The sequence below is a fragment of the Rhodoferax mekongensis genome (genome assembly GCF_032191775.1).
GTDB classification, from domain to species: Bacteria; Pseudomonadota; Gammaproteobacteria; order Burkholderiales; family Burkholderiaceae_C; genus Allorhodoferax; species Allorhodoferax mekongensis.
This window is the reverse complement of sequence record NZ_CP132507.1, coordinates 2,398,624-2,418,166: the sequence shown is the minus strand read 5'-3', so window position 1 is coordinate 2,418,166 and position 19,543 is coordinate 2,398,624. Positions and strand designations below refer to the sequence as shown.

General features: G+C 61.2%; 17 protein-coding genes. 7 read left to right on the top strand and 10 right to left on the bottom strand.

The features are described from left to right. Positions 1-13: 13 nt before the first annotated feature. Positions 14-775, bottom strand: coding sequence for an SDR family oxidoreductase (locus RAN89_RS11600; protein WP_313866455.1), 762 nt, complete (start codon positions 773-775; stop codon positions 14-16). A gap of 205 nt (positions 776-980) precedes the next feature. Here RAN89_RS11600 and RAN89_RS11595 point away from each other — a divergent pair, with 205 nt between their 5' ends. Both RAN89_RS11595 and RAN89_RS11590 read left to right on the top strand, forming a co-directional pair. Beyond that, complete coding sequence (locus RAN89_RS11595; RefSeq protein ID WP_087493752.1) at positions 981-1,829, top strand: IclR family transcriptional regulator; 849 nt, start codon at positions 981-983, stop codon at positions 1,827-1,829. Between the two features lie 38 nt (positions 1,830-1,867). Beyond that, positions 1,868-2,824 (top strand): chemotaxis protein, encoded by a 957-nt coding sequence (locus RAN89_RS11590; protein ID WP_313866454.1) that lies wholly within the window; start codon positions 1,868-1,870, stop codon positions 2,822-2,824. Positions 2,825-2,836: 12 nt separating this feature from the next. Here RAN89_RS11590 and RAN89_RS11585 read toward each other — a convergent pair whose 3' ends face one another. Further along, the gene (locus tag RAN89_RS11585; RefSeq protein ID WP_313866453.1) at positions 2,837-3,418 is read right to left on the bottom strand and encodes an MOSC domain-containing protein; all 582 of its coding nucleotides are present in this window, start codon (positions 3,416-3,418) and stop codon (positions 2,837-2,839) included. A gap of 11 nt (positions 3,419-3,429) precedes the next feature. Further along, a complete protein-coding gene (locus tag RAN89_RS11580) occupies positions 3,430-4,503 on the bottom strand; it encodes a 3'-5' exonuclease (RefSeq protein ID WP_313866452.1) in 1,074 nt (357 codons plus the stop codon). A gap of 97 nt (positions 4,504-4,600) precedes the next feature. On the opposite strand from RAN89_RS11580, the gene RAN89_RS11575 reads away from it, so the two are divergent. The 3 genes from RAN89_RS11575 to RAN89_RS11565 all read left to right on the top strand — a co-directional run bounded on the left by RAN89_RS11575 (position 4,601) and on the right by RAN89_RS11565 (position 7,156). Further along, positions 4,601-5,059, top strand: coding sequence for a flavodoxin domain-containing protein (locus RAN89_RS11575; RefSeq protein WP_313866451.1), 459 nt, complete (start codon positions 4,601-4,603; stop codon positions 5,057-5,059). Positions 5,060-5,120: 61 nt separating this feature from the next. Beyond that, the gene (locus RAN89_RS11570) at positions 5,121-6,038 is read left to right on the top strand and encodes a CoA transferase (RefSeq protein WP_313866450.1); all 918 of its coding nucleotides are present in this window, start codon (positions 5,121-5,123) and stop codon (positions 6,036-6,038) included. A 32-nt stretch (positions 6,039-6,070) separates the two neighbouring features. Next, on the top strand, positions 6,071-7,156 hold the full coding sequence (locus tag RAN89_RS11565; RefSeq protein ID WP_313866449.1) for an acyltransferase family protein: 1,086 nt from the start codon (positions 6,071-6,073) through the stop codon (positions 7,154-7,156). 9 nt (positions 7,157-7,165) lie between these two features. Here RAN89_RS11565 and RAN89_RS11560 read toward each other — a convergent pair whose 3' ends face one another. The 3 genes from RAN89_RS11560 to RAN89_RS11550 form a co-directional block, all read right to left on the bottom strand. Further along, on the bottom strand, positions 7,166-9,043 hold the full coding sequence (locus RAN89_RS11560) for a potassium transporter Kup (protein WP_087493746.1): 1,878 nt from the start codon (positions 9,041-9,043) through the stop codon (positions 7,166-7,168). A gap of 76 nt (positions 9,044-9,119) precedes the next feature. Next, positions 9,120-9,806 (bottom strand): response regulator, encoded by a 687-nt coding sequence (locus RAN89_RS11555; protein ID WP_313866448.1) that lies wholly within the window; start codon positions 9,804-9,806, stop codon positions 9,120-9,122. Continuing rightward, the gene (locus RAN89_RS11550) at positions 9,803-11,317 is read right to left on the bottom strand and encodes an ATP-binding protein (RefSeq protein ID WP_313866447.1); all 1,515 of its coding nucleotides are present in this window, start codon (positions 11,315-11,317) and stop codon (positions 9,803-9,805) included. The genes RAN89_RS11555 and RAN89_RS11550 overlap by 4 nt, the downstream gene beginning before the upstream one ends. A gap of 85 nt (positions 11,318-11,402) precedes the next feature. On the opposite strand from RAN89_RS11550, the gene RAN89_RS11545 reads away from it, so the two are divergent. Further along, positions 11,403-12,116 carry a YebC/PmpR family DNA-binding transcriptional regulator gene (locus tag RAN89_RS11545; RefSeq protein ID WP_313866446.1) on the top strand — a complete coding sequence of 238 codons (714 nt, stop codon included), beginning with the start codon at positions 11,403-11,405 and terminating at the stop codon, positions 12,114-12,116. Further along, complete coding sequence (locus RAN89_RS11540) at positions 12,113-12,481, top strand: DUF1294 domain-containing protein (protein WP_313866445.1); 369 nt, start codon at positions 12,113-12,115, stop codon at positions 12,479-12,481. The genes RAN89_RS11545 and RAN89_RS11540 overlap by 4 nt, the downstream gene beginning before the upstream one ends. Before the next feature lie 64 nt (positions 12,482-12,545). On the opposite strand, the gene RAN89_RS11535 is transcribed toward RAN89_RS11540, so the two are convergent. The 4 genes from RAN89_RS11535 to RAN89_RS11520 are packed head-to-tail and all read right to left on the bottom strand — an operon-like array spanning position 12,546 to position 19,527. Next, positions 12,546-15,026 carry a glycogen/starch/alpha-glucan phosphorylase gene (locus RAN89_RS11535; protein WP_428984446.1) on the bottom strand — a complete coding sequence of 827 codons (2,481 nt, stop codon included), beginning with the start codon at positions 15,024-15,026 and terminating at the stop codon, positions 12,546-12,548. Continuing rightward, positions 15,023-16,492 (bottom strand): glycogen synthase GlgA, encoded by a 1,470-nt coding sequence (gene glgA / locus RAN89_RS11530; RefSeq protein WP_313866443.1) that lies wholly within the window; start codon positions 16,490-16,492, stop codon positions 15,023-15,025. The genes RAN89_RS11535 and glgA overlap by 4 nt, the downstream gene beginning before the upstream one ends. A 38-nt stretch (positions 16,493-16,530) precedes the next feature. After that, the gene (gene glgC, locus RAN89_RS11525; protein ID WP_428983757.1) at positions 16,531-17,835 is read right to left on the bottom strand and encodes a glucose-1-phosphate adenylyltransferase; all 1,305 of its coding nucleotides are present in this window, start codon (positions 17,833-17,835) and stop codon (positions 16,531-16,533) included. Between the two features lie 60 nt (positions 17,836-17,895). After that, a complete protein-coding gene (locus tag RAN89_RS11520) occupies positions 17,896-19,527 on the bottom strand; it encodes an alpha-D-glucose phosphate-specific phosphoglucomutase (RefSeq protein ID WP_313866442.1) in 1,632 nt (543 codons plus the stop codon). Between the last annotated feature and the right edge of the window lie 16 nt (positions 19,528-19,543).

Sequence of the window (19,543 nt, the reverse complement as noted above, 5' to 3'; positions counted from 1 at the left end):
CATGTGCCCGGCGTTAGATCGTGACACCACCATCGACCAGCATCGTCTGCCCCGTCACGAAACGCGATTCGTCACTTGAAAGGTAGACCACCATGGGCGAGATATCTTCCACCAGCGCCAGACGCCCCATGGGTTGGCGGGCGATGAAATCTTTTTCCGCCTGCACAGGGTCTGCTGCAGAGGCAATGCGCCCTCGCAAAGAAGGCGTGTCTACCGTGCCGGGGCACAAGGCATTGGCGCGCAAACCGGCCTTTACGTAGTCTGCCGCCAAAGATTTGGTCAAGCCGATCACTGCGGCCTTGGTGGCTCCATAAGCACAACGATTGGCAAAGCCTTTGATACTGGACGCCATGGATGCCATGTTGATGATGGACACACTGCCCTGCTCTGCAGCGGCCTTGGCCAGCATGCCCGGCAAGAATGCCCGGGTCATCCGAAACATGCTTTTCACATTCAAGTCAAAGCTCAAGTCCCAGTCTGCTTCTGTGCAGTCCAACACCGATCCGTTGGCCACCATTCCGGCGCAATTGAACAAGGCATCCAATGCAGGCATGCTTGCTGCCAGTGCAGAAACAGCTTCGTTACTCCGCACATCCAACACCGAAGTACGAATGGATGGTTGCTCAGCAGCCAGCGTCTCCAGAAAAGCTGCATTGATATCGGTAGCGATGACATGGGCACCTTCCCTCGCACAGGCCAGCGCACTGGCACGACCTATGCCTTGTGCAGCCGCCGTGATCAACACCGTTTTACCTTCCAACCTGCCTGCACCCATGGATGACACCCCGTTTGCTTAAATTCAAATATGAATAAATAATTCACCGATGAAGAAACTGTAATTCGAAAGTAAAAACCTGCGCTCAGTACTTTCCCTAGATTTATGAAGACAGTTGACACGTGCACCCTGCATCGAAAATACAGCGGCGAGTTGACATGCAATTGGTGCGATAACGACAAGACCACGAAAACAGAGACAAGCGATGACCGACAAAGAACTGAAGCCCCGTGGCAGACGCCCCAAAACCGAAGAGATTGATGAGTCCGGCCTCCCACCAGAGGACCGTTATCGGGCCCCGGCCCTGGACAAAGGCCTGGACATTCTCGAGCTGCTGGCGAGTCAAGCCCACGGCCTGACCCGCGCGGAAATCGTGAAAGAGATGGACCGCAGCGCCAGCGAGATCTACCGCATGTTGGAGCGCCTGGTGGCGCGACAGTATGTGATGCGCAACCCGTCCGGTGACCGCTATGCCCTCAGCCTCAAACTGTTTGCATTAGCGAACATGCACCCCCCCCTCAGCCGCCTGATTAACCAGGCATTGCCGGTCATGGACGAGTTCACCCGCAAGGCCGAACAAAGCTGCCATATGGGTGTGTATGACCGCGGCAATGTGCTCATCAGCGCCCAAATCAGCAGCCCCAGCGGATGGAGCTTTTCGGTACAACGCGGTGCGCGCGTGGGTTTGCTCGACACGGCGTCCGGCCATTTGCTGCTGGCGTATGCCAACCCCGACAGTTATCAGCGCATGCTGGCCGAGCACACCCCTCTGGATGGCGAGGTCCCGATTTCGCACGAAAAACTTGCTGCCACCCTGCAGTCCATCCGCGATCAAGGTTACCTGGAGCGGGACAGTGCGCAGACTTTCGGTGTGACGGATGTTTCATTCCCTATCCTGGGACCGGACAACACAGCGCTGGCGACCTTGACCTGCCCCTACATACGGCGGATTGACCGTCACGTGGGGCCTGATATCGCCCAAGTGCGCCAGTTCCTGAGAGAAGCTGCAAAAACCCTGTCTTTTAGCCAAAGCGCTGTCCACGGAAAGGGTTAAAGTGAAGGTGCCCATCCCCAGTTACCAAAGGCACGACCATGAGCACGCCACTCAACACCAAAACAGCGCCTAGCAGCAGCCACACCGCCGACAGCAAGTTCCAGCTGCTGCTCTTCCGACTCGGTGACTCTGCCGGCAGCGGGCGCAGCGAGCTCTTCGGCATCAATGTGTTCAAGGTGCGTGAAATTGTGGTCGCCCCCGAAATCACCAGCATCGTCAATGCTCCGGCCCATGCCATGGGCTTGGCCAATGTGCGGGGGCAATTGATTCCAGTCATTGACCTGCCCGCCTTGTCCGGTTGCGTGCCCAAAACCAACTCCAAGATCGTGCTGGTTACAGAGTTCGCACGCACAACCCAAGCCTTCCTGGTGGATGAAGTGGTAGAGATCATCCAGCTGGACTGGAAACACCTTCTGGCCGCAGACAACAACAGCTCAGGTCTGCTCTCCGGCGTGGCCCGGATTGATGGCGATGTCGCGGATTCACGTCTCGCACAGGTGCTCGATGTAGAGCAGATCATCCGCAACGTATTCCCCAATTCACAAACGGACTCTGCCAACAGCAACATCCAGAAAATCAAGCTGCCCGAGGGCACCAGCATCTTGTTTGCGGACGACTCTGCCATTGCCCGCATGCTGGTGGAAGAGAGCCTCAAGACCATGGGTGTGGCTTATTCAGCAGTGAAGAACGGCAAAGAAGCGTGGGAGCGCTTGGGTCAAATCCACAGCGATGCCGTCAACCATGGCAAGCGCGCCAAAGACGAGGTGGCCCTGGTGCTGACCGACCTGGAAATGCCGGAGATGGATGGCTTCACCCTCACCCGCAGCATCAAGAACGACAGCCGCTTTGCAGGCATTCCGGTCATCGTGTATTCGTCGCTCACCGGCAGCGCCAGCGAAGGCCACGCCAGTGGTGTGGGGGCGGACGCCTATGTCGCCAAGTTCGAACCCAACGAACTGGCCAACGCGATCAGCACCACCCTGACCCGGGGTTGAGCATCCTGCGCACTAGCGCAGGTGCTTGAACAACTTGGCCTTGAACAGCTCGGGGATGCCCATCTGCCGGGGCCCGGGCTGCACTGTGAAAGACTCGCCCGCTTCCAAAGTGCCGGGCGCATCCACTGCAAGGTAAAACCCGCAGCGCCCGCTCAGGGCCATGGCTTTCACCGCCGAGCTGAAGCCCATTGCCGCATTGAACTTGAAGCACGGCTCCCGCGGCTGAACCACCCGCAAGGCACAGTGTTGAAACCGCAGCACATCGCCCACCCACACATCCTGCTCCAGCAGACCGGACAACGTGAGGTTCTCCCCCATGGCACCGAAGGGCAGTTGATCATCGATGTCGGCCACGCCCGCCTCCCGACGCGCCTCGCGCCAGAACTCGTAGTGTTCTGAGGGATAGGCGTAGACCGCCTTGTCCAAGCCCCCGTGAACCGACGGGTCGGCCTGTTCGTCGCCCAACAGCCCCAGAGGCATCACCGGCACCGGGCCGGTCACCGCGGTTTTGCGGATCGCCGTCAGAATGCTTCGCCCCTGGATCTGCACCTTGCGGGCAGTGCCGGTTTGCACACTGAGCAGTTGGCAGTTCATGCGCTGACGCCTTACAGCTGTTGATGGGTCGTCTGACCGCTGCGGCTGGAGTACTTCGTCAATGCATCCATCTTCTCGACCTGCACCGCAGCGTGCCGGCCGTGATAGACCTGCTGACGCAGCCAATCAAACTCTGCATGTAACGCAGCGTCGTCACTCAAACGGGTGGCCCACACACGCTGATCGGCATTCCAACGGTAGCCCCGTGCTTTGAGCAGGTCCTTGGCTTCAAACGGTGCGTTCGTCGCGCTTAAGCGATAGCTCGGGTTGCGCGCGGACTGCAGCAAATGGGCCAAGCCGGTGCGGGTTGCGCCCGAGAGTGCTGGCTGGATTTGCGGCAAAGGGGCGGCTAACACTGCCAGCAAGGCGTGGCAATCCATCTCAGCGCGGTGTGCGTCGTAAAACAAGCCCAGCTCTTGCGCCAGGCTCTCCAGTTTGGCGGAGCTGCGGCCCATTGACTTCCAATCCAGATCAGCAAACGAGCACGCCCAGGGCAGCGCCGCAAAGGCCGGCAGGCGGCTCTCCACAAACGGACGGTCAAACCCTGCGTTGTGGGCGATGACCACATCCACCTCTTGCATGAGCTCTGCCACGCGCGCCTCGTCCAGTGTTTGGCCCCGCACATCCGCATCCTGAATACCGGTGATAGCCACCACCTCGGGGGGAATGGCTTTGCCCGGGTCCTCCAAGCCGTCATACACCTGCACGGGGCCCACGGGCAAGCCCGTGGCGGTGTCGATATCAACCCTCAATAGTGCGAGTTCGATGATCTTTTCTTTGGCCTGATCCAAGCCTGTGGTTTCCGTGTCCAGCACCAGAATGGTTTTCACCTCGCCCGGCGCTGCGCCGGGCCAATTCAGGCAGGGCTTCAACCTGCGCAGCAGCTTGTAGTCCGGGTGCGCCTCCAGCGCGCGGGCCATGGCTTCCACATCCATAGGCGTCGTCACCGTGGCTGCAGGTGTCACGGGTTTGGCGACTTTGGCTGCCTTGGAATTGCGAGTGGCACGCTTGGGCGGCTCCAGATCGAGCGTGGGCAATTCAGCCAAAAAAGAGAAGCCGAGTTGGGGATGGGGGGCTTGGGTCACGGGGCACCTGCAAATGACGGGAATCCCGTTGCCGGGAGAGGCCGCCATTATTGCCCCTATCATCCCTGCCAACTGCCCTTCACCCCCAACTACTGCCATGCAAATCACGATTCTTGTCGGCACGGTCAATGGCAATGCCAGCAGCGTCGCCCAAGCCCTGCAATTCTGTGTGGACGACATAGACGCCACCATCGACATCCTGCCCATGGACGGGCTCACCATCAGTGCGTTCGATGCCCCTGGCGTCTTTATCGTTTGCACGTCCACCACCGGGGTGGGCGATGTGCCTCCCAACGCCGCCGGACTGCTCAACAGCCTGGACACTGAGGCCAAGTTCCTGGGCCATGTCCGCTACGGTCTGGTCGCCTTGGGGGATAGCAGCTATGGCGACAGCTTTCTTGGCGGCGGCAAACAGTTTGACGCCAAGCTGCAAGACTTGGGTGCCCGCCGAGTGGGCGACATCTGCGAGATTGACGCGATGGAGACGATGCAGCCCGAGGAAGACGCAGTGGAGTGGCTCAAGACCTGGGCCGTCCAGTTGGCGACACTTACATAACAAATAAGCCTCCAGCGCAGGCAGAATATGCGCGAACAGCTTCTTTTTTGATAGCAAAACCATGCCCGAACCTATTGCCGCCACACCCGCCAAAATCATCCGCCCGCTCAAGGGCACCCGCATACTGAGCCTGGCACTCAACCTGCCGGGGCCGGCTGCGCTGATGCGCTGCCTTGACATGGGTGCAACCTGCGTCAAGCTGGAGCCCCCCGCCCCCGCAGGCGCACCGGTCGGGTCGTCTGGCGACCCCATGGGCCTGTACAACCGCAAAGCCTATGACCAGATGCACCGCGGCATGCGGGTGCTGGCCGCCGACCTCAAAACCGAGAAAGGCCAGCAGGCACTGCACAAAGAACTGGCCAAGGCCGACGTGCTGCTCACCTCCTTCCGGCCCAGTGCGCTCAAAAAACTCGGGATGGAATGGAAGGCCCTGCGTAAGCGGTACCCCCGGCTCTCCATGGTCGCCATCGTGGGGGCACCGGGCGAGCGAGCCGAAGAGCCCGGACACGACCTGACCTACCTGGCAGAAAACGGCCTGGTGACCGGCCTCGACTTGCCCCCTACCCTGTATGCCGACATGGGCGGCTCGCTCATGACCAGCGAAGCCGTGCTGCAAACCCGGTTGCACCAGCACCAAAAAGGTAAAGGTGTGTATCTGGAAGTCGCCCTCTCCGAGGCGGCCGCTTACCTCGCCCTGCCCCGCAGCTGGGGTCTCACATTGCCGGGTTCTGCAGTGGGCGGAAGCCATGCAGGCTACCGCGTCTACCCTTGCAAGGACGGGCGCGTGGCACTTGCAGCGCTGGAGCCGCATTTTTCCAAGGCGCTGGCTGAGGCCGCGGGTCTGCGACAATCGCACCCCTTGGCCATGTTCTCCCCGGAGACCCATGCCGCCGTTGCCGCTTTTGTGGCCGGCAAAACCCGCAAGCAGCTTGATGCGCTTGCCACATCCAAAGACATACCCTTGTTCACGCTGGCTTAAAGAGGCCGGCGGGGCCTTTTTTGCTTGCATTGATGACCGCTGTTCGCCTGCCCGCCCACCACCAGTTCCGCCTGATCGATATCCTCAAAGTCGTTGCAGCCCAGTGCATCGTGCTGCATCACTTTTCGGCCTACGGGCCTTTGTCTGAAGCCGCGTCGGACGCTCTGCCCGATGTGATGGCTTGGCTCTATGACAACGCCCGCATGGCCGTGCAAGTCTTTCTGGTGGTCGCCGGTTACCTTGCCGCACGCAGCTTCGCCCTGACCAAACGACCCGCCACCGCCATGCTGATGGGCCTGTGGCAGCGCTACGTGCGGCTGGCGTTCCCCTTTGTGGCTGCACTGCTGCTCACCGTGCTGTGCTCGGCGCTGGCACGTCCATTTCTGGACACGGCAGTGGTACCCGCCGCGCCCACTTTCACCCAGTTTTTGGCCCACGCCAGCTTGCTGCACAGCGTGCTGGATGTGGAGTCGCTCTCGGCGGGCGTGTGGTACGTGGCCATTGACTTCCAGCTGTACGCGGCTCTGGCATTGCTGCTTTGGGTGAGCCGGGGCAAACGCTGGCTCAGCATGGGCTTGGTGGCACTGCTGTGTATCGCCTCGGTAACCTGGTTCAACACCGATGCCAGCTGGGATGCGTGGGCCTTGTACTTCTTCGGTGCTTATGGCCTGGGTGCCTTGGCCTGGTGGGCCGGGCTGCGGGCTCGCCATGGACTCTATGCCATCGTGCTCTATGCCACTGCCTTGAGCGCGGGCTTGGCATCGCTTACGGTGAACTTCCGCGAGCGCATGGCCCTGGCCATCAGCGTGTCAGCCGTGCTGGCCAGTTTCGGCAGTTGGCAGCTGCGGCTGCCCCGGTGGCTGGACTACTTATTGGGTCAACTCAGCCGCACTTCGTATGCACTCTTTCTGGTGCACTACTCGGTGCTGCTGTTGGCCAATGCCGCTTGGGCCGAGTTGGGCTGGGAAGACGGCGATGCCGCCCTTTTCTTCATCGCCGGCAGCTGGTTTGTAGCGCTAGGCGTGAGCTACCTGTTTCACACCCAGGTGGAGCAGCGTATCGAGCAGTGGCGTAGCGCGCCCAAGCCCGTGCTGCAAGGCCCCACGGCCCGCCCCTAGCCCCTGCCTTTAAATCTGCACCCGTGTTCCGAGCTCCACCACACAGTTGTCGGGCAGGCGGAAGAAGTCCGCTGCATTGCCGGCATTGCGTGACATGAGGGCAAACATGCGCTCGCGCCACAAAGCCATACCGTGCCCCTTGGTAGGCACCACAATTTCCCGGCTCAAGAAGTACGAAGTTTCAAACAGGTTGATGGCAATGCCATGCGCCTTGCACAGCTCAAGGGCCTGCGGGATGTCCGGATTGTTTTTGAAACCGTAGTGCACCTCGACCCGCCAGAAGCCACTGACCAGCGGCTGCACCTTGACGCGCTCTTCAAATGGAATCCAGGGCACGTCATGGAAGACCACCGTCAGGATGATGTTGCGCTCATGTAGCACCTGGTTGTGCTTGAGGTTGTGCATCAAGGCTTGGGGTACCGTGTCCGGGTTGGCCACGGCGTACACGGCGGTGCGGGGCACCAGATGCATGCTGTCCTGGCTCAGCGACTGCACAAAAGGCAAGAGTTCAGGATCGTCCTGACGCAAGGAACTCAACAAGAGTTCGCGTCCGCGACGCCATGTGGCCATCACCATGAAGATAGCCGCGCCCATGACCAAGGGGAACCAACCACCTTGAAAGAACTTGAGCGAACAAGCCACCACCAGCATGCCGTCCACGATGATGAAAAAGGCAGTCGACGCTATCGCCAGCGGCAAGGGCAGACGCCAGCCCTGGCGCACAACAAAGAAGGTCAGCACCGTCGTAATCAACATGGTCACAGTGACTGCGATGCCATAGGCGGCGGCCATGGCCGACGAGCTGCCGAACCCGAACACCGCCAGCAATACGGCCACCAGCAATAACCAGTTCACCCCGGGCATGTAGATCTGGCCAGCCTCTTTGGCAGAAGTGTTGATAACCTGCATGCGTGGCAAAAGCCCCAGCTGCATGGCCTGGCGGGTCATGGAATAGCATCCGGAAATTACGGCTTGCGAAGCAATCACCGTTGCGAGCGTCGCCAGAACCACGGCAGGAATCAGCCAGGCTTCAGGAAACATGCGAAAAAACGGACTTTCCAGGGCAGAAGGGTCACGCATCAACAAAGCGCCCTGGCCCATGTAATGGATGGCCAGCGCTGGCAGCACTAGGCCGGTCCACGCCCATTGGATAGGACGCTTGCCGAAATGCCCCATATCGGCGTACAGCGCCTCGGCGCCGGTGAAAGCTAGAACAATGGCACCCAAAGCCACAAAGAGGTGCCAACCCTGTGCCGCGAGAAACGAGAATGCGTTTAGAGGATTCAGTGCCGCAAGTATGGCTGGCTCCTGCGCAATTTGGGCCACCCCCGTCGCTGCCAACACGCCGAACCACACCACGATCACCGGTCCGAAAAATTTGCCTACTGCCGAGGTGCCGAATCGCTGGAATGCGAACAGCGCGATCAACACACCGGTGCAGATAGGCAGCACATAAGGCTTGAACGCAGGGGTAATCACTTCCAAGCCCTCCACCGCACTCAACACCGACACGGCGGGCGTCAGCACACTGTCCCCATAGAAAAGGGCTGCCCCCATGACCCCGATGAGCAGCAGCGTGATGCGTCGGCGCGGCGTGGTACCGGCCGCTTTGGCCGCCAGGGCGGTGAGCGCCATGATGCCGCCCTCCCCGTTGTTGTCCGCACGCAGTATGAGTAGCACGTACTTGAGAGTGACCACCAGCATGAGGCCCCAGAACACCACCGACACCGCGCCTATGAGGTGCTGTGCATCCAGCGGGATGCCCGTGGCGGGTCCGAAGATTTCCTTGACGGTGTAGAGCGGGCTGGTGCCTATGTCGCCGTACACCACACCCAGTGCGCCCAGTGTCAGCGCGGCAGTGCCGCCATGATGTTCTGCATTCCGCATACATTCTTTGAGAGTTGTGAGGACTCTCACTGTGCGCCTGAACGCATCAGGATCGCATAAGGAATAGGTGCGAGGGCTACACCGTGGCCAGCCGGTAGCCCACGCCCACTTCCGTCAGCAGGTGGCGGGGCTCCGCGGGGTTGCGCTCCAGCTTGGCGCGCAACTGCCCCATATACAGCCGCAGGTAGTGGGTGTGGTCCACAAATTCGGCACCCCACACATCCAGCAGCAGTTGCCGGTGGGTCACCACTTTGCCCGCACTGCGCACCAGGCGGGCCAGGAGATTGAATTCGGTGGGAGTGAGGTGCAGCGCCGCACCTGCCAAGTGCACCGAACGGGCTTCAAGGTCGATCTCCAGCCCATCCAAGGTGTGGCGCGTGACCGCCGCGGCCACGGTGGTGCCCCGGTGGCGCAGCGCCACGCGGATACGGGCTAACAGCTCTGCCACGCTGAAGGGTTTGACCAGATAGTCGTCAGCCCCGGCATCCAGCAGCTGCACTTTTTGCGCCTCTTGGTGTCGGGCCGATACCACCAGCACCGGGAAGTTGTGCGTCAGCCGGACGCGCTGCAAGAGCGCAGCGCCGTCGCCGTCCGGCAAGCCCAAGTCCAGCAACATCAGGTCCGGCGTGGCGTTCTCCACCATGGAGCCGGCCTCACTCAGCGACACCGCCGTGCGCACGGTGAAACCCTCCAGGCTCAGGGCCTGGCGCATCATCTCGCGGATGCTGCGATCATCCTCCACCACCAGCACTTGCAAGCTCATGGTGCATCTCCCGAGGGTGCCAAGCTTGGCTCAACCGACAAAGGCAGGCACACCCGGAAGCTGTTGCCGCCTGCTTGGCGGGCCCGCAGGCTGATGCGGCCACCGTGGGCTAGCACGATAGCGCGGCACAGCGCCAAACCCAAACCCGCGCCCTGTTTTCCTGACCGATCGCCGCGGGAATAAGGTTCAAAGATTTGCGTCTGCAATTCTTTGGGAATTACAGGGCCACGGTCCTGCACCAGGATCTGCATGTGGCCGTTATACACGCGCACTTTGAGGTCCACCGCGTCTTCGCTGTATTTCAGGGCGTTATCCAACAGGTTGTCCAAAAGCTGCGCTATCAACACGGCATTCACCCGCACCAGCGGGAGACCCGCAGCCAAATGCAAGCGCAAGCGTGTTTCTCCACCCGCCTGCCGATGACGCGCCACACAAGCACCGGCAATCTCTTCCATCGATTCCCAATCCAGCGCCAGAGGCTGGTCGCTGTTGGCCAGTTGCACGAGCTGCAAGGTGTTTTCGGTGAGGCGCGACAAATGGGTGGCCGAGAGCACGATACCGTCCAGCAAGGTGGCTTGCTCATCCGTCGTCATCTTGTCGCGCTGGGTGAGCAGTGAACTGGCATTGCCTACCATGGCTGCGAGGGGTGTACGCAAGTCGTGCGATACGGCCGCCAGGAAGGTGTTTTGCAGTTGCTGACGGGTGTTGCGTTCGTTGGCCATGGCCATCTCGCGGCCCAAGCGCAAACGCTCCAGGGCTTGGGCGAGCAAAGCACTGAGGGCTTGGGCATGTTCCCGTCCTGCGTCATCCGATGCCTCGATGTTTTGCACACAGACCGCTCCATACATTTGCTGCCCGCTTCCCAAGGGCAGGTACCAGGCATTCAAGCCGGGCCAGCGTCCGGTGCCGGGCCCCAACACTGCCGCTTCACGCATGGCCGCACGCAGACCGTCTTGCATCGAGGGCGTGATCTCTGTAGCGGCGTCGACTCCCGACAGTTGCCCGTCAGATTGCAGAGCCAGCACGGTAGGTCCGTCAAAGGCCTGAGCCACATGCCGTGCGCCTGCGCGGGCTGCGGCAGCGGCGTCAGTGCAAAGCGAAAGCTGCGAGGCCAGGGTTTGCAACTGCTCGGCACGGCGGGCATGCAAACGGGCCAGTGCCGTGTTGCGGCGCAGGCGCTGGCTGAGCTGGCTGATGACCAGTGCCACCACCATCATGACGACCAGCGCCACCAAGTGTTCCTGGCTGTCCACAGCAAAGGTCCATCGCGGCGGCACGAAAAAGAAATTCAAACCCACCACCGCCAGCACCGCGCAGGCCATGGAGGCAGCAGCTGGCAATACGTAGGCGCCGACCACCACGGCCAGCACATACAACATGGACTGGGTCATGACGGTGATGTGCGCGTCCAGCAACAGACCAACGCCAGTTGGCACGGCCAGCAGCACCAGGAGCCAAACTGCATATCGGCCAGTACGGTTATCGGGAGTAAGCGTGGGGCTGTTTGTCATGATGGGGCAGCGTATCACCGCGGGTATCAGGATGGCATAAGTGCCCAAGTAAAATCGCGCCTTACAACTCAAGGAAAGACTCGCTATGGGCGCGCAATGGAAAGCAAAGGGCAAAGCCCTGGTGGCCGATGCCAAGGGCCGGCTGTTTACCAAGCTGGTGAAAGAAATTACAGTGGCCGCCCGTGGCGGCGCGGACCCCGCTGCCAACGCCAAGCTGCGCTTGGTGGTCGAGCAGGCCCGCAAGGTCTCCATGCCCAAAGAAACGCTGGAGCGTGCCATCAAAAAAGGTGCCGGGCTGACAGGCGAAGTCATCAATTACGAGCACGTTATCTACGAAGGCTTTGCGCCTCACCAAGTGGCAGTGATGGTGGAGTGCCTGACCGACAACGTGAAGCGCACTGCCCCTGAAATGCGCGTGCTGTTCCGCAAAGGCCAGCTAGGCACCAGCGGCTCGGTGGCGTGGGATTTCAACCACCTGGGCATGATTGAAGCCGCCCCGACCGCCGCCGACTCCGACGCTGAAGTGGCCGCGATTGAAGCCGGTGCGCAAGACTTTGAAGCCGGTGATGAAGAAGGCAACACCGTGTTCTACACCGACCCCGCCGACCTGGACCTGGTCGCCCGCGCCCTGCCCAACTTCGGCTTCAACGTGCTGTCGATGAAGCTGGGCTACAAGGCCAAAAACCCTGTAGACCCCACCAGCCTGAGCGCCGAAGCGCTGGAAGAAGTGGAAGCCTTCCTGGCCGCCATTGACGAAAACGACGACGTGCAAAACGTGTACGTGGCGCTGGCAGGTTGAAGCAGTTTCCCACCGCCACCCTGGCGGCACTCTGGGCGGCAGTGTTGGGTTGGGGCATCTACCAACACCGCCTGCCGCCCTTGGTTTTGGGGCTTGGAGTTGCGCTAAACCTAGCCACCTTCTTTGCTTACAGGTTGGACAAGCATGCCGCCCGCAATGGCCAGTGGCGAACTAAAGAAGACACGCTGGACCTGTTCGGCTTGGCCGGCGGCTGGCCCGCTGCGCGACTGGCGCAGCAGATGCTGCGACACAAAACCGTCAAGCCCGGTTTTCAGGCGATGTATTGGCTGACGGTGTGGTTGCACCTCGCTGCACTGGGCGCCTACGTGTTCTGGGACCGGATCAAACCGCTCCTGAATTCATAGCTGCCCGCGCATATTACACGGGCGCCAGAGGCAGATTCGACTCAAATCCGCCTCTGCACACCTATCAGGAAGCCAGTTCCAGCGGTTTGCTCTTCCAGATCTTGTCAGCGTATTCGCCGATCGTGCGGTCCGCTGAGAACGGCCCCATGGCGGCCACGTTGCGCAGGGCCATGACAGACCAAGCCTCTTTGCTCTGGTAGGCCACGTCCACCTGCTCTTGCGCGGCGATGTAGGCGGCGTAGTCGGCAAGCAGCAGATAGTGGTCACCCCAGTTCACCAGCAGGTCGTAAATGCTCTGGAAGCGGCCGGGCTCGTCCGGGCTGAAGACGCCATCACGGATGGCTTCCAGCACCGCAGTCAACTCGGCGTTGCCCTCGGCGATGGCGCGTGGCTGGTAGCCGGCGGCGCGGGTGGCGGCCACTTGTGGCGTGGTCAGGCCGAAGATGAAGATGTTGTCGGCACCCACGTTCTCCAGGATTTCAACGTTGGCGCCATCCAGCGTGCCAATGGTGAGCGCACCGTTCAGGGCGAACTTCATGTTGCCCGTGCCGGACGCCTCGGTGCCGGCGGTGGAGATTTGCTCCGACAAATCGGCCGCAGGGATGATGCGCTCGGCCAGGCTCACGCTGTAGTTGGGGATGAACACGACTTTGAGCAGATTGCCCACACGAGGGTCGTTGTTGACGACCTTGGCAACGCTGTTGATCAGGTGAATGATTTGCTTGGCCATATGGTAGGCCGAGGCTGCCTTGCCGGCAAACACCACGACACGGGGCACCGTCACCGAGCCGGGGTTGTTGATGATGCGCAGGTAGCGGGTGATGACGTGCAGCACATTGAGTAGCTGGCGCTTGTATTCGTGAATGCGCTTGACCTGCACGTCGTAGAGCGCATCGGTCGGGATGGTCAGGCCCATGTTGGCCTGCACCCAGGCAGCCAGGCGCTGCTTGTTGACCAGCTTGGCGCCCTGGAAGGCCTCGATCACCTTGGGGCTGGTCAGCACCGCATTCAGGCCGCTGAGCTGGGTCAGGTCACGGCGCCAACCGGTGCCGACCTGCTTGTCCAGCACGGCCGACAAGGCCGGGTTGGCCTGCGCCAGCCAGCGGCGCGGGGTGATGCCGTTGGTTTTGTTGTTGAAGCGCTCAGGCCAAAGATTGGCAAAGTCAAAGAAGATGCTTTCCTTCATGAGCTCGGAGTGCAAGGCCGACACGCCGTTGACCGAGTGACTGGTCACCACCGCGAGGTAGGCCATGCGCACACGGCGCTCGCCGGCTTCATCCACCAAACTGACCTTGCGCAACAGCTCGGGGCTGCCGCCGCGCAGCGATATCTGGTGCAAAAACTGGGCGTTGATGTCGTAAATGATTTGCAGGTGGCGCGGCAGGATGCGGCCCATCATCTCGACTGGCCAAGTCTCCAGTGCCTCGTGCATGAGGGTGTGGTTGGTGTAGCTGAACACACCCTGGCACAGGCGCCAGGCATCCGCCCAGGGCAGGTGGTGCTCGTCGAGCAGCAGGCGCATCAACTCAGGAATCGCCAGCACCGGATGGGTGTCATTCAAGTGGATGCTGACTTTGTCTGGCAAGCTCTCGAAGTTGTCATGGGTGCGCAGGTAGCGGCGCAGCAAGTCTTGCACGCTGGCGCTGCAGAAGAAGTATTCCTGGTGCAAGCGCAGCTCGCGGCCGGAGGGCGTGGAGTCGTCCGGGTAGAGCACGCGGGACACGTTCTCGGAGTGGTTCTTCGTCTCCACAGCGGCCATGTAGTTGCCGCGGTTGAAGGCGCCCAAATCAATCTCTTGGGTAGCCTTGGCGGACCACAGACGCAAGGTGTTGGTGGCCTTGGTGGCGTAGCCGGGGATGATGGTGTCATAGGCCATGGCTTGCACATCGTGGCTGTCCACCCACTTGTAAGCGTCACCTTCTTTCACCACATGGCCGCCGAACTGCACGCGGTATGTCACCTCCGGGCGAGGGAACTCCCAGGGGTTGCCGTGGGTGAGCCAGTAGTCCGGCACTTCCACCTGGCGGCCGTCCACAATGGTTTGCTTGAACATGCCGTAGTCGTAGCGGATGCCGTAGCCAAAGCCGGGAATATTCAGCGTGGCCATGGAGTCCAGGAAGCAAGCGGCCAAGCGGCCCAAGCCACCATTGCCCAAAGCAGCGTCGGGCTCCAGCTCGGTCACCGCGTCGATATCCACCCCGAAGTCCGCCAAGGCTTGCTTGACTCGCTCGCGCAGGCCCACGGCCAGCATGGCGTTGCTGAAGGTGCGGCCGATCAAAAATTCCATGCTGAGGTAATACACGCGCTTGGCGTCCTGGGCGTACTGGGCGCGGGTGGTGGTCATCCAGCGCTCGACAAGCTGGTCGCGCACGGCATAGGCGGCGGCGTGCAGCCAGTCCTCAGGGCGGGCGGCTTCCGGGTCTTTGCCCACCACAAACATCAGTTTGTTGGCGATGGAGCGTTTCAGGGATTCGAGGTCGCGCCCGGGCGCATCAAATTCAAAAGTCACAGGGGCACTCGCAGTAGGGGAAGAGGTGTGGGTCATTCTTGAATCAACCTTTGGTAAAGCTGGGTGTAGTGCCCGGCGGCAGTAGCCCAGTCGAAGGCAAGCTTCATGCCGGTTTGGCGTACGCGGTTCCATTCCGCCTTGCGGTGGTAAAGGGCAAAAGCGCGGCGCACCGCTTTGCGGTAGGCGGTTTCGTCAAAGGCATCAAATACAAAGCCGGTGGCAGTGCGGTCTTCCAGGGTTTCGAGATCGCTGTCCACCACCGTGTCTGCCAAGCCGCCTACGCGGCGCACCAAAGGCAGGCTGCCGTATTTGAGGCCATACATCTGGGTCAGGCCACAGGGCTCAAAGCGCGAGGGCACCAGGGTCACGTCACTGCCTGCGAATACCCGGTGGGCAAAGGATTCGTCGTAGCCCAGTTTCACGGCCACCCGGCCGGCATGGGTTTTGGCGCGCTCGGTGAAAGCCTGTTCCAGCCAGGTGTCGCCGCTGCCCAGCACCAGCAATTGGCCACCTCGGGACACAATTTCGTCCAGCCCGGCCAGCACCAGCGGCAGTCCTTTTTGTTCAGTGAGGCGGCTCACCACGGCGAAGAGCGGCGCATCCGGCTCAATGGCAAGGCCCATGGCGCCTTGCAGCATGGCCTTGTTGATCGCTTTGCCTGCCATGTGGCGGGCGTCAAAATTTTGTTCCAGCAAGGCGTCGCTGGCAGGGTTCCACACCGTGTCATCCACTGCATTCAGGATGCCGCTCAGGGCATCCCGCCTTGCCATCAGCAAACCGTCCAGCCCGCAGCCCTGCTCAGGCGTCTGGATCTCGCGGGCATAGGTGGGGCTCACGGTAGTGATGTGGCTGGCATAAAACAAGCCTGCCTTCATGAAGGAGAGCTGGCCATGGAATTCCATGCCCTGCACGTGAAAAGCTTCGCCCGGCAGGCCCAAGTCGCCGAAGTATTGCGGGCCAAATATGCCTTGGTACGCCAGGTTGTGCACGGTAAATACCGAGGGTACCCGCGTGGCGCCGCGGTCGGCCCAGAGCTTGAGGTAAGCGCTGGCCAAACCTGCGTGCCAGTCGTGGCTGTGCACCAGTTGGGCGCGCCACAAGCTGTCCATGCCATGCGCCAGATGGGCTGCGGCTTGGCCAAGTGCCGCGAAACGGCGGTGGTTGTCGCCATAGGGCTGCTTGTTGGCATCTTCATACGGATTGCCCGGTCGTTCGTAAAGGCCAGGCGCTAACAGCACATAAGCGCCCTGCTGCATGTCGCCGCGGGCGAGCGCCGGCAAGTCGCCATAGACGACTTCCACCATTTCGCCCCACGGCATCACAAAAGCGCCCACCGGACTGGGGTTGCGCAAGCCCGCCACGATGGCCGGAAAGCCAGGCAACAGCACCCGCACATCGCAGCCGGCTTCATGCAAAGCCGCCGGCAGCGCACCGGCAATATCAGCCAGCCCTCCGGTTTTAAGCAGAGGGAATATTTCGGCACTGACTTGCAGGATGCGCATAGGTTCTTTCTTTACAGAGGGGGGAGACGCGCAGCGGCTCAGGGGGTGCTTAACTTCTTGAGCATGTCTTTGGTCACCAGCACCACGCCGTTGTCGGTGCGCTCAAAGCGTGCCGCATCTGCCACCGGGTCTTCTCCAATCACCAAGCCATCCGGCACTTCCACACCCCGGTCAATGACCACACGGCTCAGGCGACAGCCACGGCCGATGGTGACTTCGGGCAGCAGCACGGCCTGGTCAATCACGCAGAACGAATGGATGCGAACGCTGCTGAACAACACCGAGTTGCTGACGATGGAGCCCGACACAATGCAGCCGCCCGACACCATGGTGTTAATGGCCTGGCCGTGCTTGCCGTCCGCGTCCTGCACAAACTTGGCAGGTGGCAACTGGCGCTGGCTGGTCCAGATGGGCCAGTTGGTGTCGTAAATATCCAGCTCAGGGGTGACCGAGGCGAGGTCGAGGTTGGCTTCCCAAAAGGCGTCGATGGTACCCACATCGCGCCAGTAAGGCACGGCGTCCGGGGTGGACGACACACAGGACATGGAGAAGGGATGGGCCACCGCCCTGCCCTCGCGCACCACGCGGGGAATCACGTCTTTGCCGAAATCGTGGCTGGACTCAGGGTTGGCTAAATCGTCTTCCAGCAGATCGTACAGATACTTGGAGTCGAAGATGTAAATGCCCATGCTGGCCAGAGACACAGCATCATTGCCCGGCATGGCGGGCGGATTGGCGGGTTTCTCGACAAACTCGGTGATCTTGCGGCTGCCGTCCACGGCCATCACACCAAAGGCAGTGGCCTCTTCGCGTGGTACTTCAATGCAGCCCACGGTGCAGCCAGCGCCGCTCTCCACGTGGTCTTTGAGCATCAGCGAGTAATCCATCTTGTAGATGTGGTCGCCGGCCAGCACCACCACGTACTCAGGCTTGCTGCTTTGGATGATGTCCAGGTTCTGGTAGATCGCATCGGCCGTGCCGCGGTACCAGTGCTCCTCGTCCACCCGCTGCTGGGCGGGCAACAGGTCGACCATCTCGTTCAGCTCAGCACGCAAGAAGCTCCAGCCACGCTGCAAGTGGCGCAACAGGGAGTGCGACTTGTACTGGGTGATCACGCCGATGCGGCGGATACCGGAGTTCACGCAGTTGGAAAGCGCAAAGTCAACGATACGGAACTTGCCACCGAAGTACACCGCAGGCTTGGCGCGCCGGTCGGTCAGCTGCTTGAGGCGGGAGCCACGGCCACCCGCCAACACCAGGGCGATGGTGCGGCGCACCAGCATATGGGGCTGCATGTGGCGCTCTTGGAGCGCGAGGTTGCGGGCGTTGTCTGTAGTACTCATGATTTTGTCTCCTGTCGCTTGGTTTTGATGTGATGAAAGTGAGGCCTGCGCTTCTGCGGCTCAGGTCGTCACAGTGGGTTGGTTCATGCCGGTGAAATGGCGGATGCGTGCCACCATTTCAGCCAAGGCAATCAGGGGTTGCAGTGCCTCTTGGGCGGGGATGTCCTGACGAGTGGCATCGGGCTCATGGCGCTCCAGGTAGATGCGCAAAGTCGCGCCTTCGGTGCCGGTGCCCGAAAGGCGGAACACCACGCGAGAACCATCGGTCAGCACGATGCGCACGCCCTGCTTCTGGCTCACGCTGCCATCCACCGGGTCGGTATAGGCAAAATCATCCGCAAAGTCCACCGGCAATCCGGCGATGGAGGTGCCACCCAAGGTTGGCAGAGACGCGCGCAAGTCGCGCATGAGCGCATCGGCCTGCTCGGTGGGAATGCCTTCGTAATCGTGGCGGGAATACACGCAACGGCCGTATTGCGCCCAGAGCTCGCGCACCAGCTCCTCCGCCGATTTGCCGCTGGCGGCAATCAGGTTGAGCCAGAACAGCACGGCCCACAAACCGTCTTTTTCGCGGACATGGCTGGAGCCGGTTCCGTAGCTTTCTTCGCCACACAAGGTGACTTTGCCGGCATCCATCAAGTTGCCGAAAAACTTCCAACCCGTGGGGGTCTCGAAACACGGAATGCCCAGCGCCTTGGCGACGCGGTCCACAGCAGTGGAAGTCGGCATGGAGCGCGCGACACCCGCAATGCCAGCGCGGTAGCCCGGCACCAAGGTGGCATGGGCTGCAATGACGGCCAGGCTGTCGCTGGGCGACACCACAAACTTGCGGCCGACGATCATATTGCGGTCAGCGTCCCCATCGCTCGCAGCACCCATGTCCGGGGCATCGGCAGCGAACAAATGGGCGATCAGGTCTTCGGCATTCACCGGATTCGGGTCCGGGTGCAAACCACCGAAATCTTCGAGTGGCGTGCCATTGACCACTGTTCCTGCTGGAGCACCCAGCTCGCCCTCCAGCAAGGCTTTGGCATAGGGGCCGCCCACGGCGCACATGGCGTCATAACGCAGGGTGAAGCCGCCCGCAAACAACTTGCGGATGGCGTCAAAGTCAAACAAGCCGCGCATCACTTCGGCATAGTCGGATACGGGGTCAATCACCAGCACCTCAGTGCTGCCGATGTGTTGGCTACCCAAAGTGTCCAGGCTGATGTCGGCCGTATCCATGGTGCGTATCTCACGAACGACCTTGGTGCGCTCAAAAATCGCCTCGGTGACCCTCTCAGGTGCGGGGCCGCCGTTGGCCACGTTGTATTTGATGCCGAAGTCACCCTCCGGACCACCGGGGTTGTGACTGGCGGACAGCACGATGCCACCGCTGGCGCCATGGCGGCGGATCACAGCACTGACAGCAGGGGTCGACAAAATACCGCCCTGCCCGACGAGTACCCGGGCATAGCCCTTGGCTGCAGCCATACGCAAGATGGTTTGAATGGCCACGCGGTTATGGAAGCGGCCATCGCCCCCCACCACCAGCGTCAAGCCGGCAGCATCCGGCAGCACATCGAATAGGGCTTGAACAAAGTTTTCCAGGTAACGGGGCTGCTGGAACACGGTAACTTTTTTGCGCAGGCCCGAAGTACCGGGGCGCTGGCCGTCAAAAGGCGAGGTAGGTATGGTGATGCGTGACATGGTGGTGTGACAGTGG